Here is a 22,560-nt window from a genome sequence, read left to right on the forward strand (position 1 = left end):
GGGCTGCTGTCAACCAGCCACACGCTACCGGCCTCCCCTCAGCCAGACGGGACCGTGAGAGCAAACCACCGGCTTCAACCGGTGGTAGTTGACCGCCACCCTTCCACTGCGCTGGTAGCCGGTACGCGAACCTGGAGGCCCGGACAGCGATCTGCGCGGTGTGCGGCGCACCCAAGATCCGGCACCGGGGCATGGATGTTGATGATCGTTTTCGCCCTCTTCCGCCCTTGACAGCGCATGTAGGGTTCTGTAAATGCTTGATCGGCATTCGTGACAAAGGTGATTCGCATGTCATACCCGTCCCATGACGGCCATGGTCGGCGCCCGGGGTCCACGGCGAGGGTCAACCCGGCGCGAGTGTGGGGAGGTGGCGTAGCCGCCGCCGTGGTGGCCGCACTGATCGTGGTGGCCGGGGTCATGATCAGCAATCGGCTCCTGGGCATCCGCGTGCTCACTCCCGACGGCGCCTCCGCTTACGGCAGCGCGGCGACCACGGGATATGCGATCTCGGCCGCTGTCGCCGCTCTTGTCGCCACGCTTCTGCTCTACGTCCTCATGCTGTCGACGCCGGAGCCGGCCAAGTTCTTCGCCTGGATCGCCGGGCTCTTCACCGTCATCATCACGATCCTGCCGTTCATGCACTCCGCCGACCTCGTGAAGCAGGTCGCCACGGCCGCCATCAACCTCGTCATCGGCATAGCCATCGCTTCTCTGCTGACGTCGATCGGGCGCACGGCCATCGAGGAGGTGCCGGACTCCGAGCCATACCCGTACGAGCCGCCCCGCGGGTATGAGCCACGAGGATACGAACCCCGGGGAAACGAGCAGCGCGGGTATGAGCGCCCCCGTGAGTACGAGCAGCGCGGCTACGAGCAGCGCGGATACGAGCGCCGAGACCACAACCCATACGACTGATCTGGACCACTTCACCAGCGTCCTCGTCCAGCGCAAACGGCGGTGCCCGAAGGACACCGCCGTTGACCAGACCTCTGCGCTGAAACCTGGGTGGAGCTATGGGGATTCGAACCCCAGACCTCCTCCATGCCATGGAGGCGCGCTACCAACTGCGCTATAGCCCCTTGTTGCGTGTACGAGTTTAGCCGATTCCACGACTCCTGAAGCACGCCCCCGAGTTCCGCAAAATCCTGACCTCAGGAAAGGAGCGTGCGCAGGATCGGCCCGGCGTGCGTCCACAGCACCGCCCCGCCGGCCCCGGGCACGAGGTGGCGGCGCGCTCCGGGGATGCGCAGGGCCAGCGTGGACCCCTGGTCGGGCGAATGGCCGGTGTCCAGTTCGCCGTACCAGAGATCGACGGGTACGGGCACCTTCTCCAGTGAGTACGGCCACCGCCCCATCGCCAGCAGGGTGTCCCTCGCATAGCCCCCAGATCCCTGCGCGAAGGCCTCTGACATGGCCTGGCGGTAGGCTCGCGCGAAGCCGGGCTGCTCGTAGATCGCCCGATCGGCGTCCGGGCTGTTCGGCACGATCATGTCCCAGAGCGCGCCGGGCGTGAGCGAGGCGAAGAACGCCTCCGCCCAGGCAGGGTCGGCGGCCACGCTCTTCACTAGGTCGCGGTGGTGATCGGGCAGCAGGTCCGGCATGGAGGCGACCTCGTCGGCCCCCGACACGATCGCGATCCGCCGGACGAACGGCGAGAAAGCGCACGCCAGCGCGAACGGCGCGCCCTGCGAGAAACCGACCACCCGCACGTCACCCAGCCCGAGCGCCGCCACGTCGGCGGGCCAGGAGTCCAGCGTGCGGCCGGGATCGGGGTCCGACGCCCCGAGCCCGGGCCGGTCGAGCGAGATCAGCCGGACGCCGAGCTCGTCCACGACCTCGGCGCCGAACCCCAGCCACCGGCTCGTGCCCGCACCGGGGCAGAGCACGACCGGGGTTCCCGCCGCGGGTCCCCACTCGGCCCACCCGAGCGCCCGGCCGTCCGGCAGCCGGGTCCGCCCGAGCCGGGCCGGGGGCGTGACGCTCACATTCATGTCCTCCAGGTTGATCGACTTGGCCGGTCAGCGGCAAACCGTTATTCCACCGGCCCGGCCGCTCGGCCCCCGAGCCGGCCGTCCCACAGGCGTGATCGGCCGGCCCCCGAGCCGAGCGTCCCACCGGCCCGGCCGATCGGCGCCGAGCCGCTCATCCCACTGAGCGGGCCTTGTCGATGAGCGTGACCAGCTCCGACACCATCGGGTCCTCCGAGGCTGCGGCCAGCCGCGTGGCCTGCTCGCCGAGCTCGGGCAGGTCCATGCCGAACGCCTTCCGGTCCCGCAGGTACACCGCGAACGCGGCCACGACCACGTCCACCTGCAACCGGACCGGCGCCTTGTCCCACACGGACGCGGCCAGCTCATCGGCCCGCACCGACCTGCTCGCCTCAGACGCCTCTCGCGTGTCGGGGTCCTGCCAGCGTACGGTCGCCTGGGCGAGCTGCCCCTTCGCGCCGGGCTTGAGGCGGATCGCGTACAACGCGGTGACCGAATGGCCGGGACCGATCTCGCCGCCGTCGCGGCTGTCGTCGCGGAACTCCTCGGTGGCGAGGGCCCGGTTCTCGTACCCGATGAGCTGGTAGCTCTCCACGACCGACGGGTTGAACACCACCTGTGCCTTGGCGTCGCGCGCCCGCAGCTCGATGGTGGCCGGCAACTGGGTGGTGAAGATCTTGGTGGCCTCCTCCTGGCTGCTGACGTACACGGCCATGCCGTCGCCGTTGTCGGCCAGCTGCTCCATCAGCGCGTCGCCGTAGTCCCTGCCGACGCCGACGGTCAGGAGCGCGACCTGCTTGCCGGCGTACTCCTTGACCTGGTCCAGGATGGCCTCCCACTCGGTGTTGCCCTGGTTGGCCAGGCCGTCGGAGAGCAGGATGACCCGGTTCGTGGCGGCCGGGCGGAACGCCTTGGACGCCTCCTGGTAACCAGTGACCAGACCGGCCCCCAGGTTCGTGCCGCCGGCGATGGACAGCCGCTCCACCGCGCTCTTCAGTTCATCCCTGGCGGTCAGCGGGGTCATCGACGCCAGCACCTCGGCCTCGTCGCTGAACGCCACGATCGACACCTGGTCGCCTGGCGCGAGCTGGTCGAGCAGCGTGAGCAGGGCCGACTTGACCAGGTCCAGCCGGCCCGGCTCGGCCATCGAGCCGGACACGTCCACCACGAACGTGAGATTGGCCGGGCGCCGCGAGGCGGTGTCGGATGCGCGCGTCTGCAGGCCGACGCGCAGGACGGCCTCGTCCCGGGCGGGCAGTGTCGCGCCGTCCACGTGCACGGTGAAGCCGTCGTCCGGCGGTTGCGCGTAGTCCTGACGGAAGGCGTTGACCCACTCCTCGGGGCGGATCTCGCCGGGCGCGGGCCAGCGGCCCTCCTCGAGGGTACGGCGGGCGTACCCGTACGAGGCGGTGTCCACGTCCAGCGCGAACGTGGAGATCTGGGCCGTGGTCGTGTCCTTCTCCGCGTCCTTCTCCGTGTCCTCCCGAGCCTCGGTCGGCGACGGCCTCGGGACGGCCGGCTGCCGGTTCGAGTCGGCTTGGTGGGCTGCCCTCTCGCCGCTCGTCGGGCTTCCCGAGCCGCCGCACGCGGCCAGGGCCAGCACCGCGGCAAGACCGACGCCGACGGCTAAAGGTCGAAATTTCATCTCTCAACCACCTCCGTGTGCTCCCACGCCGTACGACGGAACTCGATCTCTCGCAGCCGGGCCGGTGACGCAAGCGAGCGCAAACTGCGATCAATACGTGATCGCCGCGTCCTCGACCTTGATCCGGATCGTCAGCAGCACCGCGTTGGCCGCGGTGAACGCCAGCGCGGTGAGCCAGGCCGTGTGCACCAGCGGCAGCGCGGCGCCCTCCGCGACGACGGCCACGTAGTTGGGATGCCGCAGCCACCGGTACGGCCCGCGCTCCACCAGCGGCATGCCGGGCACCACGACGACGCGGGTGTTCCATTGCCGGCCCAGCGTGCCGATGCACCACCAGCGCAGCGCCTGCGCCAGGACCACGATCGCGAGCATGGGCCAGCCGAGCGCGGGGACGAAGGGGCGGTCGAGCAGCCACACCTCGGCGGGCGCCGCCACGAGGAGCGCGACGTGGGCGACGACGATCCAGGGGTAGTGCCGCCTGCCGTACTCGATGCCGCCCTTCGCCCTGGCCCAGGCCAGGTTGCGGCGGGCCACGACCAGCTCGGCCAGCCGTTCGAGCACGACCAGCCCGATCAGGACCGCGTACGCGCTCAGCAATGGAGCAGGAGCAGCTCGGCGGAGAAACCGGGACCCAAGGCGAGCAGCACGGCGGGAGCGCCGGGCCGGGCGCGGGTCTGCTGCAGCACGTGAAGCACCGAGACCGACGACAGGTTGCCGTGCTCGCGCAGCGATCGCCAGGTCACCTCGAGCGCCTTGGGCGGCAGGGCGAGGGTGGCCGCGATCTTCTCGATGACCTTGGGGCCGCCGGGATGGCAGATCCAGGTGTCGACCTGATCGGGGGTCAGGCCGTAGTCGGCGAGGAACTCCTTGATGTCGGCGGCCAGCACCTGCTCCACGAACCCGGTCAGCTCGGGGTCCAGCACGATCCGAAACCCGTGATCGCCTACCTCCCAGCCCATGAGGTGTTCGGTGCCCGGATAGAGCCTGCTGCGGGTGGCCACGACCTCGGGGCCGGTGCCCCGCCCGGTCGCCACGACGGCCGCTGCGCCGTCCCCGAACAGGCCGCTGGCCACCAGGTTCGCGATCGAGGTGTCGTCGCGCTGGATCGTCAGCGAGCACAGCTCCACGCAGACCAGCACCGCCACATGGTCGGGCCAGCCGCGCAGGTAGTCGAACAGGCGGGCCAGCCCGGACGCGCCCGCCGCACAACCGAGCCCGAACACCGGCACCCGCTTGACGTCCGGGCGCAGCCCCACTCGCTGGGCCAGCCTGGCGTCGAGCGACGGGGTGGACAGGCCCGTCGTCGAGCAGAACATCAGGAGATCGACCTTCTCCGGGCGCACGCCGGCCCGGTCGAACGCGCCTCTCAACGCCTGCTCGCCGAGGTCGAGCGCGATGTCGACGTACGTGTCGTTCGCGCGGGCGAAGGAGTCGAGCTTGGCGTAGTCCTCCAGCGGGAGCGCGAGATTGCGGGCGCGTACGCCGGTGGCGGTGTGGAAGCGCCGCAGCAGGTCCTCGTCGCAGTCGGTCAACCGGGAGAAAGCCTCCGTGATCTCCGCCTGTTCGTAGCGGTGATCAGGCAAAACCATCTGTACGCCCGCAATATGCATACATCTCTCCTGCCGCGGAGACGCCCCGGCTAACATCCGGCGGCGTCGAGCAGCGGTCAAGAGCCGATCAGCGGTGAGCCGCTGGTCAAGGGCCGATCAGCGGGTGAGCCGCCACAGGGACGTCACCTCGGCGGCTCGGGCCGCGTGCAGCGGGTCTGCCGCGTCCTTCGCCCGGTTGTGGCGCGGCGCGACGTCCAGGCGCCCGGCCACCCGCAGCCCCGCCCGCTCGAACGTGGCCAGCAGGTCGGCCCGGCTGCGCAGCCCGAGGTGCTCGGCCAGGTCGGACAGGACGAGCCAGCCCTCGCCCGCGGGCTCCAGATGCTCGGCGAGCCCGTCCAGGAACCCGTGCAGCATGCGCCCGCCGGGATCGTAGACGGCGTGGTCGAGGGGCGAGACCGGCTTGGCGGGCAGCCACGGCGGGTTGCAGACGACGAGCGAGGCGCGCCCCGGCGGGAACAGGTCGGCCCGCACGATCTCCACCTGGTCGTCCAGTCCCAGGCGCGCGAGGTTGTCCTCGGCGCAGTCCACGGCCCGCTGGTCCAGGTCGGTGGCCACGACGTGCCGGACGCCGCGCCTGGCGAGCACGGCGGCCAGCACCCCGGTGCCGGTGCCGATGTCGAACGCCAGCTCGCCCGCGGGCAGCGGCGCCTCGGCGACCAGGTCCACGTATTCGCCCCTGATGGGGGAGAACACACCGTGGTGCGGGTGGATGGCGGCGCCGAGCGCGGGGACGTAGACGCCTTTCCTGCGCCATTCGTGGGCGCCGATCAGGCCGAGCAGCTCGCGGAGCTGGCCCACCCCCGGGGGCGCGGTGGGGCCGAACACCTCGGCGCAGGCCTCCCGTACGTCCGGAGCCCTGGGCAGCGGCACCACGTGGCCGGCGTCGTAGGGAATGAGCAGCATGCCGAGCGTGCGGGCGCGCTGGAACTGGGCCTGCCGGTGGCGGTGGAATCCGGAGCCGGGGGCGGCGGGCTTGCAGCGGCGGCCCATGGCGCTCAGGAGCTGGCGGGCGTTGTGGAAGTCACCGCGCCACAGCAGCGCGGTGCCCTCGCAGGCCAGGCGGTAGGCGGTGGCGGCATTCATGCGGTCGTCGGCCACCACGACACGCTCGGGCGGTGGCGCGCCCAGCGCCGAACGCCAGATCGCCGATCTATCCTGCCCTGCCTCGGTCCATCGCATCATCAGAACCCGACCGTTTCACGGTCCGCGCCTCTACGCGAACCATTTTAGGTCAGGAGCCCCGTCACCAGCGCCCGCAGCCCCAGCTCGTAGGTGTCGCGCGCGGTCAGCTCCTCCCAGCGCCGCCCCACTTCGGCGAGCCGCGGGAACTCCGCCCCGTCCAGCTCGGCGAACACCCGCTCCCGGTAGGTAGGCCCTCCTTCCGCTCGCCGCTTGCCCGCCGCCGCCCGCGCGCCGATCTCGCCCGCCGTGTAGTGCCAGATGATCCGGTACACGGCCACGGCGCGCTCCATGGTCAGCCCAGCGCGTACGGCCGCGTCGATGATCTTCTCCGGGTACCACAGCGCGCCCACCGAGAGCAGGTCGTCGGCCCTGAGCACGTCCACGATCCACGGGCACCCGGACAGAGCCGCGCGCATGGCCATGGCCACGATGACAACGCACTCGCGCGGGTCGTCGGGCGGCTCGGGCCTCGGCATGGCGGCCGCGTAGTCGTCGAGGAGCAGCAGGAGCAGCTCCTCCTTGTCGTGCACGTGGTGGTACAGCGCCATCGGCGTGCTCCCGACCTCCCGCGCCAGCCTGCGCATGGTCAGGCCGGCGACGCCGTCCTCCTCGATGACGCGGTGGGCGGCGGACACGATCTCCGCCCGGGAGATCCTGGCGGGCCTTCCTTTACGAGCGGGCATCCCGTCATGTTACTTTCTATACATGTATAAAAATTACTGGCCGGTCGTGGGCGTGCTGGCGTTCGCGGTCGCCGTCGGGACCCTGCAGATGACCGTGGTCGTGCCACTTCTGCCGCTGCTCCAACACCGGCTGGGGGCCTCGCTCAGCTCCGTGTCGTGGACGCTCACCGCCGGGCTGCTGTCGGGCGCGGTCGCGATCCCCCTGCTGTCGCGGCTCGGGGACATGTACGGCAGGCGTACGGTCTCGCTGGCCGCGCTCGCGCTCCTCGTCGCCGGATCCGCGCTGAGCGCCATGTCGAGCACGCTCTCCCTGCTGATCGCCGGCCGGGTCCTGCAGGGCGCCGCCGCGCCGCTGCTCCCACTGGCGGTGGGGCTGGTCAGGCAGGCGCTGCCCGGCCACCGGCTGCCCGGGGCGATCGGGGCGCTCAGCGCGACCATCGGCGTCGGCAGCGGCGGAGGCATGATCCTCGCGGGATTGGTCGGCGGGGACTATCGGGCCATGTTCTGGATCATGACCGGGTTGGGGGCGTTGAGCTTCGTGCTCGTGGCAATGGTCGTCCGCGACTCTCCGGTCCGCGGCTCCGGGCGGCCCGACCTGGCCGGCGCGGCGCTGGTCTCGGTGTGGCTCGTCTGCCTGCTGCTGGCGATCAGCAAGGGGGCGGCCTGGGGCTGGACGTCACCGCTGACACTGGGCCTGCTGGTCGCCGCGGCGGCGGTGGGGGCGGTGTGGGTGGTGACCGCCCGCCGTACCGCATCGCCGCTGATCGAGATCCCCATGCTCCTGCATAGGGGGACCGTAGGGGCGACGGTGGCGTCGTTCCTGCTCGGATTCGCGTTGTTCGGCACGATCACCACGATCTCGGCGGTCGCGCAGGGCCCGTTCGGGGCCTCGGTGCTCCAGGTGGGGCTGTATCTGCTGCCGACGACGGTGCTGATGCTCGTGGTGTCCGTGCTGGCGGGCCCGCTGATGCGCCGCTTCACCGCCGCAGCCCTGGTATCCGGCGGCTCGGCGCTGGTGACGGTGGCCGCCCTGTGGCTGACCGTTTCCCGGGACGGCGGCGAGGATCTGTACGCGGCCGCGGCGGTACTCGGCCTGGGGATCGGGCTCGGGTACGCGGCACTCGGCACGATGGCCGTCGAACACGTCGAACCGGCCAAGACCGCGGCGGCCGGAGGCGTGAACGCCCTGGTCAGGGTGGTGGGGAGCAGCCTGGCCGGGGCGGTGGGGGCAGCGGTCCTGTCGAGCGGGGGCGCCGGATGGAGCTTCGCCATCGCCGCCGCCGCAGCCCTTCTCTCGGCGATCTTCGCCGCCGTTCACGGGAAGCTCGCCGCGCGAAAGGTCATGGCATGACGGACGAACAGCGACTTGTCGCCTGGGGTGACGAGTTGATCAAACTGCACGACGCGTTCCGGCTCGACCTGGCGAACCTCCGCGTCTCAGGCGTTGGCGGGGCGGACCTGCGTACGCATTGCCTGGCGTTCTGCGACGCGCTCCATGCTCATCACGAGGGCGAGGACTCCGGGCTCTTCCCTCACCTCGGTGGCGAGCATCCGGCACTGGCCGAGGTGCTGGACCGGCTCCGGGCGGAGCATCGAGTGGTGACGCAGCTCATGGAACGCATCCGGAAGCTGCTGGATGGGGGAGGAGAGGGGATCGAGGACGAGCTGGGCCGGCTCGCCGGGGAACTGGAGGCGCACCTGGATTACGAGGAGGCGCACCTCGTCCCCATCCTGAACGAGATGACCACCCTCCCGGAACGCGGCTAACCCTCTGGCCGGGCGCGGAGGGCGTCGAGCATGAGCCGGAAATGGCGCCGCCACTGCTCGGGATCGGCCTCCGCCACCCGTGAGTTGGCCATCAGGAAGTACGCCAACTCGGTGAAGGCCCGATCCTTCGCCTGCAGCTCGCACGTCTCCTCCAGGAACCGCACCAGCCCTTCCCAGGCGTCGTCCACGGCCAGCGCCTGCCTGGCCAGCTCCGTCCAGGCCGTCACCTTCTCGTCCAGGATGGCGTCGATCAGGTCACCGCGCTCCGGAAAATGCCGGTAGAGGGTGCCGATCGCGACGCCGGCCCGCTTGGCCACAGCCTCCAGGGGCGCGTCGACCCCGCGCTCGGCCAGCACCTGCCTGGCCGCATCCACCAGAGCGTCACGGTTGCGCTGCGCATCGCGGCGGAGCGGACGGGCCACCAGGGACACCGCGAAGCCCTCCTTGCCGAAGCGGCGGGCGGCGGCCAGGCCGATGCCCGGTGGACGTCCTGCTCTACAACGGCGCGGGGGCGGCCAAGTCCCACACGCCGGTGCTGGAGGTGAGCAGGCAGAGCGCGCAGGACGCCTTCGACGGCGCGGTGCTGGGCGCGGTGACGGCGGTCCGCGCGATGCTCCCGGCGATGCTGGAGCGCGGCTCGGGCACCCTGCTGTTCACCTCGGGCATCTCCGCGGTCCACCCGCTGGCCTTCCTCGGCAACATCGGGATCGCGGTGTCAGGCCTGCGCAACTACGCCCTGTCCCTGGCGCAGGTGCTCGGTCCCTGGCGCAGGTGCTCGCCGACCGCGGCATCCACGTCGGCCACATCCCCATCGCCGCCGCCATCGCCCCCGGCTCTCCCGCTTCACCGGAGGCCGTGGCCGAGACCCACTGGCGCCTCCACGCGGACCGCGACCGCAACGAGGTGATACTCGGCGACCTGGCCACGGTCCAGGCGGCGATCAGCCGGCTCTGACCCGAAGAGCGTCCGGCCCGGACGCCCTACGGGGGCAGAGGCTCGCACAGCGCCGCCTTCGGCGGTTGCTTGCGATCAGTCGCGAGGCGACGGCCGATGGGGCGCCGCATTCCAGCGACTGCCGGAGCCTAGGTGGGCGGGTTGAAGCGGTGGTAGCCGGGAGCCGTCCAGCCCGCCGAGACAGTGTCGGCGAGGTGGATCCACTCCTTTAGTTCGAACCGCACCAGCCGCTGCGCCCCCGGCACGTCCCCCGGATCCCAGTCCACCCGGGCACTCCCGGTCAGGTGCAGCGTCTCCCCGCGCGCCCAGTCCACGAACAGCAGCCCAGCGGCCGGGTTCACCTCCAGATTCCCCAGCGTCATGTACATCGAGTTGCCCACGTAGTCGGGGAACACCAGCGACCCCGGCCCCGTGACCTTGACGAATCCGGGATTGCCGCCGCGGTGCGACACGTCCGCGCCGAGCCCCTCGCCCCCGGTGGCGATGAAGAACGTGTCCGCCGCCCCGATCCACGCCTGATGGTGTGCCGTGAGGGCCGTCCCGCTGCCGAGCCGCGCCGGGGAGCCGGTGGGTTTGGCGGTGGGCTCGCGCGTCTGGATATATTTGGGGCAGTTGGAGTAGACCTGCTCGGTCCAGATGACCAGCCGCTCACCGGCCTGTACGGCGGTGCCGTTCACGCGCATCCTGCGCCGCGTGTGCGGCTCGATGGCCAGCAGGCCGATGTCACGCTCTTGCGAGAACAGCTCGCGCAGCGGCCCGGCGGGCAGCGCGTCGACCACGATCGTGCGGTCGTCCTCGGCCTCCGCGAAGCCCTCGGGACCTGTCAGCACGCTCGCCCAGAGGCGGCCGAGGTCGTCGGCCGCCCCCGCGACGATCAGGTGCTGCTGCCGCAGGAACGCGGCCGCCTTCTCCGGGATCTCCGGGCGGGTGCCCGCACTGCCGAGGTCCGCCGCCCGCACCCCCGCACGGAGCTGCACGGCGACTTCCCCTGGATGTCTCATTTAGAAGAACCCGCAGGTCGGCGCGTCGGAAGCGGGCGCGGGCCGGTCGCCGGCGCCGTCCGGGGCGTAGATCTCCAGGCGGATGCCGTCGGGGTCCTCGAAGAACACGCCGCCCGAAGCGGCGCCTTCGCCGTGCGGCACGACGCCGTCGTGGTGCAGGGTCGCCCCGATCTCCCTGATGATCGCCTCCGCCTGGCGTACCGCGTCGAGGTCGGCGACCTGGAACGACAGGTGGTGCAGCCCCGGCAGGGCGGTGGCGAAGCGGCCCTCGCTCTGCTGCCACAGCGTGAGCACCAGCGTCCCGTCCTGGCCCAGGAACGCGTAACGCCGCCCCTCCGCCTGCGACTCGCCCAGCACGGTGAACCCGAAGACACGGACGTAGAACTCCTTGGACTTGTCGAGTTCGGTGACGTTGAGCCCGATGTGCCCGGTCTGGAATGACATACAACTCTCCTCTAACGCATGAACGACTCCCTTGCCGTTAGAAACTATAACGGCAAGAGTCGGCCTGTGGCGTTAGATGCGGCTCATTTTTTGTGCTCCCGGTAGTGCCTGGCCGCTCGGGCGCGGTTGCCGCAGGCTGTCGAGCACCACTCCTGACGTGGGTGTTCCTTGATGAAATAGAGCACGCAGCGGGGGGCCTGGCAGGTGCGCAAGTGCGTGCACTCCGGTCCCGACAGGAACTCCACGGCCGCCGTGGCGAGCCTGCCGCGCAGCCACGCGGAGGCGCCGGCCTCGACGGCCGGCACGGTGACCAGGGCCGGCTCGCCGTCCCAGGACAGCTGCGGAGCCGTGGGCGCCGCCAGGGCGGTGGCGTTGACCAGGTCCAGCGACTCCACGAATCCTGGCAGGCTCGCCGCGTCGGCCCGGCTCGGCGGATCCGGATCGACGGCCCTGGCGAACAGCGCGCGTACCGCCTGGCGCAGCTGCACGGTCTCCGCGCGCAGCTGCTCCGTGGCGGTGAAGCCGGGATCGACGTCGAGCGCGGCCGCGTGCTCGCGTACCCAGGCCGTCATGCCATCGGCATCGGACAAGCGGTCGACCAAGCCGGACCGCTCAGCCCCTACCGTGCTGACGAATTCGAGGGTCAGGGACATCTCCCCAATCTAATGCGCGCAGGCGCCTGCACCCGTGAGAGGGCTGCTCCACCCGGCCGGCGGCCTGCGGGGTGGGTCGATGTGGTCCCCGGCGCGGTGCTGGTACGCCCCGACGGGTATGTGCCCTGGGCGGGCATGTATCCGTACGAGACGCTGGACGCGGTGTCCGCGACCTGGTTCGGTGAGCGTCCGGAGGTGGCGGCGTAGCGCCTGGACCATCAGGTCGGGCGTCATCCGGTCCGGGTGGAGCACACCCTCCAGGGTGAGTCCGTCGATCAGCGCGCACAGTCGCTCGGTCTCCCACGCGGCGTCCGCGACCGGCGGCCGATGCCTGGCGATGCCGTCCATGATCCGCTGCACCAGCGTGCGCTGCCGTCGTAGGACTCCTGGGCGAGCGGCTGTAGCTCGGGGTGGGTGCGGGCGGCCGTCGTGAACGCCAGCCACACCGTGGCCTCGTCATGTGGGTGGTCACGTTCGTCATCGGCTTGGGTGTGGGCGCGTTGGCGGTCGCCGCAGGCATGCACGCCGAGGCCAGGTCCATGCCGCTGTCGATCGGCGTCGGGCTGCTCGGCGAGGCGGCGGTGCTCCGGGTCCGGTCGAGGACGGCAGGCGTGCCATTCGCGCCCGACAAAAGGTGATTTATGCCTTTACGCGGCCAACGCCGGCCAGGATGCCGCCCTTGACGAAGTCGTACGAGCCGTCGGGGGAGGCGTCGGCCGTCCAGCCGGCCACCGGCACGACGCCGGGGCCCAGCAGTTCGAGTCCGTCGAAGAAGGAGACGATCTCGTCGTAGCCGCGCCGCGCCAGGCCCCCCGAGGCCGTGCCCGAGTAGACCTGCTGGCCGGCCTGGGTCTGGTCGTCCGTGGCGTTGCCCGCGTACAGGTGCGACAGCACCAGGAACCCCCCGGGCGCCAGGCGCTCGCGGATGCGCGCGGTGATCCGGCCGGCCTCGGCGTTGTCGGGGATGAAGTGCAGCACCGCGACCAGCAGGACGGCGTACGGCTGGGAGAGGTCGAGGTGCCCGGTGACGCGCGGGTCGTCCAGGATGGCGTCCGGGTCCTTGAGATCGCCCTCCAGCGCGAGGACGTCCGGATCCCTGGCCAGCAGCGCGCGGGCGTGAGTCATGACGATGGGGTCGTTGTCCACGTACACCACCCGGGAGCCGGGGGCGTACCGCTGGGCCACCTGGTGGACGTTGTCCTGGGTGGGCAGGCCCGCGCCGATGTCGATGAACTGGCGCACGCCGGCCTCGGCGAGCAGGCGTACGGCCCGGCCGAGGAAGCCGCGGTTGGCCAGGGCGATCTCGCGGGCGTCGTTGCCCATCCGCCGACCGATCTCGATCATCTTCTCGGCCGCCTCGCGGTCGGCGGCGAAGTTGTCGCGGCCGCCGAGGTAGTAGTCGTACATGCGGGCGACGCTGGGCACATTCGGGTTGATCCCGGCAGGAACGCGGTCTGCCTCGGCCATGCGACGACCCTCTCGTTGTTGATCTTTTGGCGCCGATTCTAGATCGGAAATATCGCGACTGCGACACATTCCGGCCCACCCGCCAGGCTTCCGCGCCGGCACGTCGGGAAGGGGCGGCCGAGGCCCTCGCGCGCCAACCGTTTCATCGCCTGCCGTCCCATGTGCGGGACGACGCCTTGCTGAGCCAGCCGGACGAAACAGCGCTCACCACGGCCGCTGCGCAGGACCTGGCGGGCTCGGGCCGGCAGGGCGCTCCGGGGGGAGGCGGGATCGGGGGTCAGGTGCGGCGGAAGGTGTGGCGGTAGGCCAGGGGCGCCACACCCACTGCCGCATGCAGGTGCTGGCGCAGCGAGACCGCCGTGCCGAAGCCCGACCGCCTGGCCACCTCCTCCACCCCGAGGTCCGTCGTCTCCAGCAGGTGCCTGGCGTGCCGCACCCGCTGACCGGTCAGCCACTTGGCCGGGCTCACGCCGGTCTCCTCGCGAAAGCGCCTGGTGAACGTGCGCACGCTCATCCGGGCGTGCTCGGCCAGCGCGTTCAGGTGGAGTTGGGCGTCCAGGCGGGCGAGCATCCACTCGCGGGTGGCCGCCGTGCCGCCGGTGCCCGCGTACGGCAGGGGGCGCTCCACGTACTGAGCCTGGCCGCCCTCCCGCCACGGCGGCATGACGCAGCGGCGGGCCGCCCGGTTGGCCACCTCGCTGCCGTGGTCGCGCCTGATCACGTGCACGCACAAGTCCATCCCCGACGCCACCCCGGCGGAGGTCAGCACGTCGCCGTCGTCCACGAACAGCACGTCGGGATCCAGCTTCACCTGCGGGAACAGTTCGGCGAAGCGGGCCGTCTCGCGCCAGTGCGTGGTGGCCGGGCGCCCGTCCAGCAGGCCCGCCGCCGCCAGCACGAACGCACCCGTGCAGATCGACATCGTCCGCGGCCGCCCCTGCAGCGCCTCGCCGAGCCGGTCCGAGATCGTGCCGTCCTTCATCGCCCGGCCCGCGTGGATGCCCGGCACCAGGACCGTGTCGGCCGTGTCCAGCACGTCGAGGTCGTGGTCGGGCAGGACGCTGTAGCCGGCCGAGCAGCGCACCGGCCGGCGGCCCTCGGAGCAGGTCACCACCTCGTACAGCTTCTCGCCCTCCGGGGTCTCAGCGGCCCAGAACACCTGCCCGGGCACGCCGAAGTCGAGCGGGGCGAAGTGGTTGAGCACCACGACGGCGACGCGATGGGTCATGGCTGGATTCTTGCACATATTGGCTTTCCGGCCACTCGCAGCCCTGTAAGGAGATAAATCAGGATTGGCGCATGTCGTTGAGCACCACCACCCGCCGCCGGGTGCACCGGGCCTGGTATGTGGCGGCCGTCGCCTTCGTGGCCATCCTGGGCGCCGCCGGGTTCCGCGCCACCCCCGGCGTGCTGATCACCCCGCTGCAGGACGAGTTCGGCTGGTCCACGGGCACGATCTCGCTGGCCGTGTCGATCAACCTGGTGCTCTACGGCCTGACCGCCCCGTTCGCCGCCGCCCTGATGGACCGCTTCGGCATGCGCCGCGTGGTCGCCATCGCCCTGTTGCTGATCGCCGCAGGCAGCGGCCTGACCGTGCTGATGACCGCGAGCTGGCAGCTCCTGCTGTTCTGGGGCGTCCTCGTGGGGCTCGGGACGGGGTCGATGGCGCTGGTGTTCGCCGCGACCGTGGTCGACCGGTGGTTCGTGCGGCATCGCGGCCTGGTCACCGGCATCCTCACCGCGGCCGGCGCCACCGGGCAGCTGATCTTCCTGCCCCTGCTCGCCCAGCTCGCCGAGGGGCCGGGGTGGCGGTTCGCGTCGCTCACCGTGGCCGCTGCGGCGCTGGCCGTGGTGCCGTTCGTCTGGTGGCTCCTGCGCGACCGTCCGGAGGACGTGGGCACGACGGCATATGGCGACCGAGCCGCCTCACGGAGTGAGGCAAATGAACACAGCGAGGGAGCGCCGTCGTCTGGAGGAGGAGCGACTCAGGAGCGGAAGACGGCGAACGCGGCCGTCAGGGCGGTCACCGTGCTCGCCATGGCGGCGCGGACGCGGCCGTTCTGGCTGCTCGCGGGCGGCTTCGCGATCTGCGGAGCGAGCACGAACGGCCTGGTCGGCACCCACTTCATCCCCGCCGCGCACGATCACGGCATGGCCGCGCCGATGGCCGCCGGCCTGCTCGCGGTCATCGGGATCTTCGACATCGTGGGCACGGTCGCCTCCGGCTGGCTCAGCGACAAAATCGACCCCAAGGTGCTGCTCGGCGTCTACTACGGGCTGCGCGGGCTCTCCTTGATGGTGCTGCCCGGCCTGTTCGCGGCGACGACCGAGCCGAGCATGCTGATCTTCATCGTGTTCTACGGCCTGGACTGGGTGGCGACCGTGCCGCCCACGGTGGCGCTGTGCCGGCGGATCTACGGCGCCGACGGGGCCGTGGTGTTCGGGTGGGTGTTCGGCGCGCACCAGGTCGGGGCCGCGTTCGCCGCCGTCGGCGCCGGTCTCACCCGCGACCACCTGGGCGCCTACGACCTCGCCTGGTACGGCGCGGGCGCCCTCTGTCTCCTGGCGGCCGGCATGTCGCTGGCCATCGGGCATGCTAGAGGGCGATGAACGAGCTTTATGTGCTGCCGCTCGTGGTCAGGATCGAGCGGGCCACGCCCCCCGAACGCACCGACGCCCTCGAGGCCGCCGCGATGGCCGTGCTGAGCCTGCTCGACGACTCGGGGGAGTGGGCTGCCGAGCTGCACGCCTGGCAATCCACCGGCAAGATCCGCAAGGTGGTGCGCCGGGCCAGGGGCGCCGAGTGGCGCCGGGCGATCGCGTTGCCCGGGCGCACGATCGAGCACCGTACGGCCGAGGTGCGGGTGCACCCGCCCGTGCCGCTCGACGACTGGCCGAGAGACCTCGCCCGGCTCCAGGTGTCGGGCACCGAGCTGGCCGACACCCGCGAGCGGCCGCCGGCCGAGCCGCCGATCCTGTGGGCCAACCCGGAGCTGGACATGTCCGCGGGCAAGGCCATGGCGCAGGCCGGGCACGCCGCCCAGCTCGCCTGGTGGGCCAGCGACGCGGAAGAGCGGGCGGCCTGGCGCGCGAAGGGTCTGGCGGTCTGCGTCCGGACGGCTTCGCGCGAGGATTTCGCCGCCAAGGTCGGCGCCGGGCTGCCCGTGGTGCGCGACGCCGGGTTCACCGAGATCGAGCCGGGTTCGTGCACGTTCGTCGCGGACGCGCCGTGGCTACGTGGGCGGGTCGCTAGATCGTGAACACATCGGCCAGCACGCCGCCGGCCGGGGTGATGCGCGCCGGGGACGGGCTGTCGTACACGACCATGAGCCTGCCGTCGGCCAGCCGCGCGAGGCCCTCGGGATGGTCGCAGCCCACGCCGTAGGGCAGCTCCAGCACCGTTTCCAGCGCGTCGGCCGGGATGACGCCCTGCCGCGCGGGCCCCGGCCGCCACCGCAGCACGCGTACCGGCCCGTCCAGGTCCATGGTCGGCCCGGCGAGCAGCAGCAGCGCGTCGCCGTCCGGGCACAGGTCCCGCACGCCGAGCCCGCCCAGGTCCAGGAAGTGCTTGCGGTACGGCTCCCGTACCCGCAGCCGTCCCTTGCCCGCGTCCTCGAGCCGCAGTTCCAGCATCACCGCCCAGCCCCGCAGCACGGGACCGCGCAGCCCCAGGTAGACCCGCTCGGACACGACGGCGATGCCTTCGACGTCCAAGCCGTTGTCCTTGCCCGGCAGCGCCAGGAACGGTCCCAGGTGGCGGTCTTCGCGCAGGTGCGCGGTGAGGTTCTGCCCGCCGGCCAGGATCGCCCCCGGACCGGGGGCCTCCTCGCGCAGCGGCAGGCGGACCAGGATGAAGCGGTTCTCCTCCCTGATCACCGTGGCCAGGCGCTCCGCCGCCTTCTCCGGGTCCTTCGACTTGACCTTCCTGCGCTTGAGGCTGTGCGAGCCGACCAGCCAGAGGTGGCCGTCCGCGCGGGCCATGCCCTCGATGTCGGCCTCCTCCTCCGGGCCCGCCGGGAGGTCGACGTAGTCGGCCAGCCGGAACGTGCGCTGGTCGCCGAAGTGATCGCCCGTCCAGGTCAGATGCTCGAAGGTAGCGGTCTCGTCGCCGGCGACCCAGAGGCCGGTCGCGCTCTGCCGGATCGCCGAGAGATTCGTATGCGTTTGCGCCGCCTGCGAGGCGTGGTCGAATCGCAGCTCCACCTGTTCCACGAAGCCATGATTGCACTTCGGTTGCGTCATAGGCGGAATGGCGGGATATGCCGTACGCTCCCGTCGTGCTCGATGGGGAAGATGAGATCAAGGGTTCCCGAGTGAGAACCGCAACAAAGCCCGGAACCCCTGTTTCTCCGCCCAGACGCTCCCGTATCGGAGACATCCGGATGCGGGTGGTGTATCGGGGGCTCGCCGCGGTCGCCATCGTCGTGGCCGTGGCCGTGACGCTGGTCGTGGTGCTCCCGTCGGAGCCGGACGAGGTCGCGGCGGGGCCGGTAACCGCGCCGCCGGCCGCACCGCCCTCGTCCGGCCCCGCGCCCACTCCCACCCTCAGCCCTACTGAGACGGCGGCGCCGTCCCCCGGCGTGACGCTCGCGCCCGGCTACACGGCGATGGAGGCCCTGTACGCCGACCCGCGCGTCCCCCGGCTGACCCGCGCGGTCAAACGCATGTCCCTGCCCGCTCCGTCCCGGAAGGTCGTCAAGGACACGCGCTCGGGCCTGGCCGTGCCGAAGCTGCCCAAGCCGTGGAAGACGCACGGGGCGGCACCGTTCACCACCAAGCAGGTGCTGCCCAGGACCCGCGGCACGAGCCTGCGCGGCATGTTCGTCACCTGCCCGCTCCCGATCCTGGAACAGCAGGAGCCGCGCGACACGGCGCTGCTGGCCGCCCGCTGGACGCTCAACCACCACCCCAAGGGTGCCAAGATCAGCTGGCTCGCCTCGCAGCCGGTCAAGCGCGGCTGGATGCTCGTCTATCGGGTCACGTACGGCAAGCGCACCTCCCGGGCGGCCGTCGTGGTCGTGGATGGGGGAATGAGCAAGCCCGGCCTGGCGTTCGTCACAGTGCCCGACTCGCAGCGAAAGCAGTGGCGTGATATGGGCCGCGCGGTCTCAGGGGTGCGTGTTCTAGGCTAGAAAGATCATTTGGGGAGTGAGGGGCCGTGGAACGCTCTGGACCGCCGCAGGCGCCGAACAAGGGCAAGGGCAAGCCGCCCTGGCGATCTGAAGGCCTGCCCGGCACGCCGGGGGGGCGACCGAAGATCAACTGGTGGCGGTTCGTCATCACGTTGCTCGTGGTGTACGCGGCCTTCTTCGTCGTGTCGTCGTTCGTTGACAGCGGATCGGTGGAGACGATCTCGTACACCGAGTTCACCAAGCAGGTCAACGCCAAGAACGTCAAAGACATCTACGCCCAGGGCCTGTCGGTCGAAGGCGACCTGAGGAACGCGGCGAAGAACCCCGAGGGCGGCGCCTCCTACACCAAGTTCGCCACCGAGATCCCGGCCTTCGCCAACACCGACCAGCTCGACCAGCAGCTCGCCACCGGGCAGGTCGAGATCACCTCCCAGCCCATCACCCGTGGCTTCTTCTCCAACCTGCTGCTGTCGCTGCTGCCCGTGCTGCTGCTGGCCGGCCTGTGGATCTGGATCATGCGGCGTGGCGCCAGCATGATGGGCGGCGGTTTGGGAGGGCTCGGCAAGTCCAAGGCCGCCAAGCCGGTCGAGGCCGCGAAGGTGCGGGTCACGTTCGACGACGTCGCGGGCATCGACGAGGTGGAGAACGAGCTCGTCGAGATCGTCGACTACCTCAAGGACGCCGGCAAATACCGCAGGCTCGGCGCCAAGCTGCCCAAGGGCGTGCTGCTCGCCGGGCCGCCCGGCACCGGCAAGACGCTGCTGGCCAGGGCGGTCGCCGGCGAGGCCAAGGTGCCGTACTTCTCCGCCTCCGCCTCCGAGTTCATCGAGATGATCGTCGGCGTCGGCGCCTCGCGGGTGCGTGACCTGTTCGAGGAGGCGCGGAAGGTGGCGCCGTCGATCGTGTTCATCGACGAGATCGACGCCATCGGGCGCGCCAGGGGCGGCGCCGGCGGCATCGGCGGGCACGACGAGCGCGAGCAGACGCTCAACCAGATCCTCACCGAGATGGACGGCTTCTCCGGCGCCGAGGGCGTGATCGTCATCGGGGCCACGAACCGGCCCGAGGTCCTCGACCCGGCGCTGCTGCGGCCGGGGCGCTTCGACCGTACCGTGCAGGTGGGGCTGCCTGACGCGGCGGGACGTACCGCCATCCTCGGCGTGCACTCGCGCGGCGTGCCGCTGGACGGCGAGGTCGGCCTCGACCAGCTCGCCAAGACCACGCCCGGCATGACCGGCGCCGACCTGGCCAACCTGGTCAACGAGGCCGCCCTGCTCGCCGCCAAGCGCGGCAAGGAGAAGGTCACCATGGCCGACTTCGCCGACGCGCTGGAGAAGCTGCAGCTCGGCGCGGCCCGCAGCATCGTGATGCCCGCGGAGGAGCGGACCAGGACCGCCTTCCACGAGGCCGGTCACGCGCTGCTCGGCATGCTCCAGCCGGGCGCCGACCCGGTCAGGAAGATCTCGATCATCCCGCGTGGGCGGGCGCTCGGCGTCACGCTGTCCACCCCCGACAACGACCGCTACGCCTACGACGAGCAGTACCTCCGCGGCCGCATCACCGGCGCGCTCGGCGGGATGGCGGCCGAGCAGGTCGTGTTCGGCGTCATCACCACCGGCGCGGAGAACGACCTCGAGCAGGTCACCATGATCGCCCGTGGCATGGTCGGCCGCTGGGGCATGTCGGAGAAGATCGGCCCGCTGACCATCCTGCCCAACGACGGCCAGCAGCCGCAGGCCTCGCCCGTCACGCTCGCCATGGTCGACGAGGAGGCGCGGCGGATCGTGGACGAGTGCTACGCACGGGCGATCGAGGTGCTGACCAACAACCGCGACAAGCTGGACGGCATCGTGGCGGCCCTGCTCGAACACGAGACGCTCGACGAGGTGAGCGCGTACGCCGCCGCCGGCCTGACCAGCCAGTCCGTAAGCTTTTCCGAGAATTAGCGCAAGGCGGGCGTTGCCCCGGTCGGGTCGCGGGAACGCCTCCCGCCGAGACGATCGGGGGAACTGCCGTGACGCTGCACGACGAGCTGGTCGCCCAGCTCGGGGACCCAGGAGTTGAACAGGTCGCCGGGATGCTCGGCACCGACACCGCCACGGCCCGCGACGTCATCCAGGCCGTGACCGGCGTCATCGTCGGCGGCCTGGCCCACAACGTCCAGCACCCGGACGGCGCCGAGGCCCTGCGTGACGCGCTGGAGGACCACGTGGACGCCGACCCGTTCAGCGGTGACGTGGCCTCGCTGACCCGCGACGGGCACAGCATCCTCAGCCACGTGCTGGGCGGGCAGGGGACCGAGCAGGCCGCGGTGGCGCTGGCGCGGCTCTTCGGGACCGGCAGCGCGGCCATGATGCGGCTGATGCCGTTGATCGCACCCATGGTCCTGGCGTTGCTGGCCGATCGGGCCACCCGGCACGACATGGACGCCCGCGACGTGGCCGGCGAGCTCGCCAGGGAGCAGACGGCGGTGCCCGGCGAACTGGGGGAGGTGCTCGGGGGGCTGCTCGGTGGCACCGCGTACAGCGCCCTCGAGCCGCGCGAGGAGACCCCCGGGTGACCGGTAGGCTGGTGCGGTGATCGTGCTGGCCTCTGCTTCCTCCGCCCGCCTGACGCTCCTGCGCAGCGCCGGGCTCGACCCCAAAGTGATCGTCAGCGGCGTCGACGAGGACGCCTACTCCGCGCACTCTCCCGCCGCGCTCAGCCTGGTGCTGGCCAAGGCGAAGGCGGAGGCGGTCGCGAGCGGGCTCGACGAGGGACTGGTCATCGGCTGCGATTCGATTCTCGAGCTCGACGGCCGCCCCTACGGCAAGCCCGCCACGCAGGAGGAGGCCGCCGAGCGGTGGCGGCTCATGCGCGGCCGCACCGGGCGCCTGGTGACGGGCCACTGCCTGATCGACGTGCCCACGGGCCGGCAGGTGGCGGAGACGGCCACCACCGTGGTGCGCTTCGGCCAGCCGTCCGACGAGGAGATCGCCGCCTACGTCGCCACCGGTGAGCCCCTCGGCCTGGCTGGGGCGTTCAGCATCGACGGGCGCGGCGGGTGGTTCGTCGAAGGCATCGACGGCGACCACGGCAACGTGCTCGGCATCTCGTTGCCGCTGCTTCGCGAGCTGTTCGCGGAGCTGGGCTACGCGGTGACGGCGTTCTGGCGCTAGCCTTCCGGGCATGCGATCACTGCGTGATTTCACCTCCGGCGTCGGGTTCTTCTTCCAGGGGGTCGGATGGGTCGCCAAGAACGGCCGGTGGTGGCTGTTCGGGCTGATCCCGGCGCTGATCGCGTTCGCCGTCTACGTGGCGGCGCTGGTCTTTCTGGTCACGAACGCCACCGAGCTGGCCGAGTTCCTGACGCCGTTCGCGGACTCGTGGAGCTGGCGGGAGCTGTTCCGCACGCTGGTGGGCATCGCGGTGGTCCTCGGCGGGCTGGCGGTGGCGGTGCTGACGTTCGCCGCGCTGACGCTGGCGATCGGGGAGCCCTTCTACGAGAAGCTGTCGGCGGCGGTGGACGTGCTCGAGGACGCGGATGAGCAGCCGTGGTGGCGTACGCTGCCGCGCTCGATCAGGGACAGCCTCGTCACGTTGTTCTATGTGCTCCTTTTCACCATCCCGCTGTTCTTCCTAGGCTTCGTGCCCGTGGTCGGGCAGACGGTCGTGCCGGTGCTGGGAGCGGCAGTGTCTGGATTTTTCCTGACAGTAGAGCTGACCACCCTGGCGCTGGAGCGGCGGGGGATGGCGCGCAAGGAGCGGTTCGCGCTGCTGCGCGCCAACAAGGGCAGTGCGCTGGGCTTCGGGGTGGCGGTGTTCCTGCTGTTCTTGGTGCCGTTCGTGGCGGTGATCGCCATGCCGGCCGCCGTGGCGGGCGCCGCGCTGCTCGTACGCACCCGCCTCGCCCCCGGCACCCGCAGGCCGGTCCCGCCGCCGCCCGCGTGACGCTCCGGCCGGCAAGGAGTCCGGCAGGAACGTTGTCCACAAGCGCGGCCAGGCGCTCCTCCTTCATCCCCAGAACCGCTTTCTGGCCCGCGGCGCGACCCCCG

26 protein-coding genes, 1 tRNA gene and 1 pseudogene are annotated in these 22,560 nt (G+C 71.2%); 13 read left to right on the top strand and 15 right to left on the bottom strand.

Annotated elements, in window-relative coordinates:
* Nucleotides 1-288: 288 nt before the first annotated feature.
* Complete coding sequence (locus tag ACTMTI_RS46170; protein WP_441127208.1) at nt 289-915, top strand: DUF6069 family protein; 627 nt, start codon at nt 289-291, stop codon at nt 913-915.
* Nucleotides 916-1,006: 91 nt separating this feature from the next.
* On the opposite strand, the gene ACTMTI_RS46175 is transcribed toward ACTMTI_RS46170, so the two are convergent.
* The 7 genes from ACTMTI_RS46175 to ACTMTI_RS46205 all read right to left on the bottom strand — a co-directional run bounded on the left by ACTMTI_RS46175 (nt 1,007) and on the right by ACTMTI_RS46205 (nt 7,108).
* A tRNA-Ala gene (locus ACTMTI_RS46175) sits at nt 1,007-1,079 on the bottom strand.
* A gap of 72 nt (nt 1,080-1,151) precedes the next feature.
* Complete coding sequence (locus tag ACTMTI_RS46180; RefSeq protein WP_441127209.1) at nt 1,152-1,991, bottom strand: alpha/beta fold hydrolase; 840 nt, start codon at nt 1,989-1,991, stop codon at nt 1,152-1,154.
* A 151-nt stretch (nt 1,992-2,142) separates the two neighbouring features.
* Nucleotides 2,143-3,633 carry a YfbK domain-containing protein gene (locus ACTMTI_RS46185; protein ID WP_441127210.1) on the bottom strand — a complete coding sequence of 497 codons (1,491 nt, stop codon included), beginning with the start codon at nt 3,631-3,633 and terminating at the stop codon, nt 2,143-2,145.
* A gap of 90 nt (nt 3,634-3,723) precedes the next feature.
* A complete protein-coding gene (locus tag ACTMTI_RS46190; RefSeq protein ID WP_441127211.1) occupies nt 3,724-4,230 on the bottom strand; it encodes an isoprenylcysteine carboxyl methyltransferase family protein in 507 nt (168 codons plus the stop codon).
* On the bottom strand, nt 4,224-5,222 hold the full coding sequence (locus ACTMTI_RS46195; RefSeq protein WP_441127212.1) for a type III polyketide synthase: 999 nt from the start codon (nt 5,220-5,222) through the stop codon (nt 4,224-4,226). The genes ACTMTI_RS46190 and ACTMTI_RS46195 overlap by 7 nt, the downstream gene beginning before the upstream one ends.
* A gap of 117 nt (nt 5,223-5,339) precedes the next feature.
* Nucleotides 5,340-6,425 (bottom strand): methyltransferase, encoded by a 1,086-nt coding sequence (locus tag ACTMTI_RS46200; RefSeq protein WP_441127213.1) that lies wholly within the window; start codon nt 6,423-6,425, stop codon nt 5,340-5,342.
* A 44-nt stretch (nt 6,426-6,469) separates the two neighbouring features.
* A complete protein-coding gene (locus ACTMTI_RS46205) occupies nt 6,470-7,108 on the bottom strand; it encodes a TetR/AcrR family transcriptional regulator (protein ID WP_441127214.1) in 639 nt (212 codons plus the stop codon).
* Between the two features lie 22 nt (nt 7,109-7,130).
* Between ACTMTI_RS46205 and ACTMTI_RS46210 the strand changes: the two genes are divergently transcribed.
* On the top strand, nt 7,131-8,459 hold the full coding sequence (locus ACTMTI_RS46210; protein WP_441127215.1) for an MFS transporter: 1,329 nt from the start codon (nt 7,131-7,133) through the stop codon (nt 8,457-8,459).
* Complete coding sequence (locus ACTMTI_RS46215; RefSeq protein ID WP_441127216.1) at nt 8,456-8,875, top strand: hemerythrin domain-containing protein; 420 nt, start codon at nt 8,456-8,458, stop codon at nt 8,873-8,875. Before ACTMTI_RS46210 ends, ACTMTI_RS46215 begins: the two co-directional genes overlap by 4 nt.
* Here the strand turns inward: ACTMTI_RS46215 and ACTMTI_RS46220 are convergent.
* Nucleotides 8,872-9,306 carry a TetR/AcrR family transcriptional regulator gene (locus ACTMTI_RS46220; protein ID WP_441127217.1) on the bottom strand — a complete coding sequence of 145 codons (435 nt, stop codon included), beginning with the start codon at nt 9,304-9,306 and terminating at the stop codon, nt 8,872-8,874. The two genes, ACTMTI_RS46215 and ACTMTI_RS46220, sit on opposite strands and share 4 nt — an antisense overlap.
* Before the next feature lie 50 nt (nt 9,307-9,356).
* Here ACTMTI_RS46220 and ACTMTI_RS46225 point away from each other — a divergent pair, with 50 nt between their 5' ends.
* Entirely contained in the window at nt 9,357-9,782 is a 426-nt protein-coding gene (locus ACTMTI_RS46225) for an SDR family NAD(P)-dependent oxidoreductase (RefSeq protein WP_441127218.1), read from the top strand.
* Nucleotides 9,783-9,957: 175 nt separating this feature from the next.
* On the opposite strand, the gene ACTMTI_RS46230 is transcribed toward ACTMTI_RS46225, so the two are convergent.
* The 3 genes from ACTMTI_RS46230 to ACTMTI_RS46240 all read right to left on the bottom strand — a co-directional run bounded on the left by ACTMTI_RS46230 (nt 9,958) and on the right by ACTMTI_RS46240 (nt 11,927).
* On the bottom strand, nt 9,958-10,806 hold the full coding sequence (locus tag ACTMTI_RS46230; protein WP_441127219.1) for a pyridoxamine 5'-phosphate oxidase family protein: 849 nt from the start codon (nt 10,804-10,806) through the stop codon (nt 9,958-9,960).
* A 24-nt stretch (nt 10,807-10,830) separates the two neighbouring features.
* On the bottom strand, nt 10,831-11,274 hold the full coding sequence (locus ACTMTI_RS46235; RefSeq protein ID WP_441127220.1) for a VOC family protein: 444 nt from the start codon (nt 11,272-11,274) through the stop codon (nt 10,831-10,833).
* A gap of 83 nt (nt 11,275-11,357) precedes the next feature.
* Nucleotides 11,358-11,927, bottom strand: a complete 570-nt coding sequence (locus tag ACTMTI_RS46240) for a CGNR zinc finger domain-containing protein (protein ID WP_441127221.1) — start codon at nt 11,925-11,927, stop codon at nt 11,358-11,360.
* Nucleotides 11,928-11,939: 12 nt separating this feature from the next.
* On the opposite strand from ACTMTI_RS46240, the gene ACTMTI_RS46245 reads away from it, so the two are divergent.
* Nucleotides 11,940-12,134, top strand: coding sequence for an aromatic-ring hydroxylase C-terminal domain-containing protein (locus tag ACTMTI_RS46245; protein WP_441127311.1), 195 nt, complete (start codon nt 11,940-11,942; stop codon nt 12,132-12,134).
* On the opposite strand, the pseudogene ACTMTI_RS46250 reads toward ACTMTI_RS46245, so the two are convergent.
* Nucleotides 12,123-12,371: pseudogene (locus ACTMTI_RS46250) on the bottom strand (TetR family transcriptional regulator C-terminal domain-containing protein); the annotation flags it as partial. The gene ACTMTI_RS46245 and the pseudogene ACTMTI_RS46250 overlap by 12 nt on opposite strands.
* A gap of 14 nt (nt 12,372-12,385) precedes the next feature.
* Here ACTMTI_RS46250 and ACTMTI_RS46255 point away from each other — a divergent pair.
* Nucleotides 12,386-12,565, top strand: coding sequence for a hypothetical protein (locus tag ACTMTI_RS46255; protein WP_441127222.1), 180 nt, complete (start codon nt 12,386-12,388; stop codon nt 12,563-12,565).
* A gap of 1 nt (nt 12,566) precedes the next feature.
* Here ACTMTI_RS46255 and ACTMTI_RS46260 read toward each other — a convergent pair whose 3' ends face one another.
* Complete coding sequence (locus ACTMTI_RS46260) at nt 12,567-13,394, bottom strand: SAM-dependent methyltransferase (RefSeq protein ID WP_441127223.1); 828 nt, start codon at nt 13,392-13,394, stop codon at nt 12,567-12,569.
* Between the two features lie 277 nt (nt 13,395-13,671).
* Nucleotides 13,672-14,622, bottom strand: coding sequence for a GlxA family transcriptional regulator (locus ACTMTI_RS46265; RefSeq protein WP_441127224.1), 951 nt, complete (start codon nt 14,620-14,622; stop codon nt 13,672-13,674).
* A gap of 71 nt (nt 14,623-14,693) precedes the next feature.
* On the opposite strand from ACTMTI_RS46265, the gene ACTMTI_RS46270 reads away from it, so the two are divergent.
* Nucleotides 14,694-16,004 (top strand): MFS transporter, encoded by a 1,311-nt coding sequence (locus ACTMTI_RS46270; RefSeq protein ID WP_441127225.1) that lies wholly within the window; start codon nt 14,694-14,696, stop codon nt 16,002-16,004.
* The gene (locus ACTMTI_RS46275) at nt 16,001-16,654 is read left to right on the top strand and encodes a peptidyl-tRNA hydrolase (protein WP_441127226.1); all 654 of its coding nucleotides are present in this window, start codon (nt 16,001-16,003) and stop codon (nt 16,652-16,654) included. The genes ACTMTI_RS46270 and ACTMTI_RS46275 overlap by 4 nt, the downstream gene beginning before the upstream one ends.
* Here the strand turns inward: ACTMTI_RS46275 and ACTMTI_RS46280 are convergent.
* Nucleotides 16,644-17,606, bottom strand: a complete 963-nt coding sequence (locus tag ACTMTI_RS46280) for a DUF3616 domain-containing protein (protein ID WP_441127227.1) — start codon at nt 17,604-17,606, stop codon at nt 16,644-16,646. The genes ACTMTI_RS46275 and ACTMTI_RS46280 overlap by 11 nt on opposite strands.
* 170 nt (nt 17,607-17,776) lie before the next feature.
* Here ACTMTI_RS46280 and ACTMTI_RS46285 point away from each other — a divergent pair, with 170 nt between their 5' ends.
* From ACTMTI_RS46285 to ACTMTI_RS46305, 5 genes are all read left to right on the top strand, one after another.
* Nucleotides 17,777-18,526 carry a hypothetical protein gene (locus ACTMTI_RS46285; protein ID WP_441127228.1) on the top strand — a complete coding sequence of 250 codons (750 nt, stop codon included), beginning with the start codon at nt 17,777-17,779 and terminating at the stop codon, nt 18,524-18,526.
* A gap of 26 nt (nt 18,527-18,552) precedes the next feature.
* Nucleotides 18,553-20,472, top strand: coding sequence for an ATP-dependent zinc metalloprotease FtsH (ftsH, locus tag ACTMTI_RS46290; protein ID WP_441127229.1), 1,920 nt, complete (start codon nt 18,553-18,555; stop codon nt 20,470-20,472).
* Nucleotides 20,473-20,540: 68 nt separating this feature from the next.
* Nucleotides 20,541-21,086: a DUF937 domain-containing protein gene (locus tag ACTMTI_RS46295; protein WP_441127230.1), complete on the top strand. Its 546-nt coding sequence runs from the start codon at nt 20,541-20,543 to the stop codon at nt 21,084-21,086.
* Between the two features lie 16 nt (nt 21,087-21,102).
* Nucleotides 21,103-21,684 (top strand): Maf family protein, encoded by a 582-nt coding sequence (locus ACTMTI_RS46300; protein ID WP_441127231.1) that lies wholly within the window; start codon nt 21,103-21,105, stop codon nt 21,682-21,684.
* Nucleotides 21,685-21,694: 10 nt separating this feature from the next.
* Nucleotides 21,695-22,456 carry an EI24 domain-containing protein gene (locus tag ACTMTI_RS46305; protein ID WP_441127232.1) on the top strand — a complete coding sequence of 254 codons (762 nt, stop codon included), beginning with the start codon at nt 21,695-21,697 and terminating at the stop codon, nt 22,454-22,456.
* Nucleotides 22,457-22,560 lie beyond the last annotated feature (104 nt).

It is taken from the genome of Nonomuraea sp. H19 (assembly GCF_052068215.1).
Classification (GTDB): Bacteria; Actinomycetota; Actinomycetes; order Streptosporangiales; family Streptosporangiaceae; genus Nonomuraea.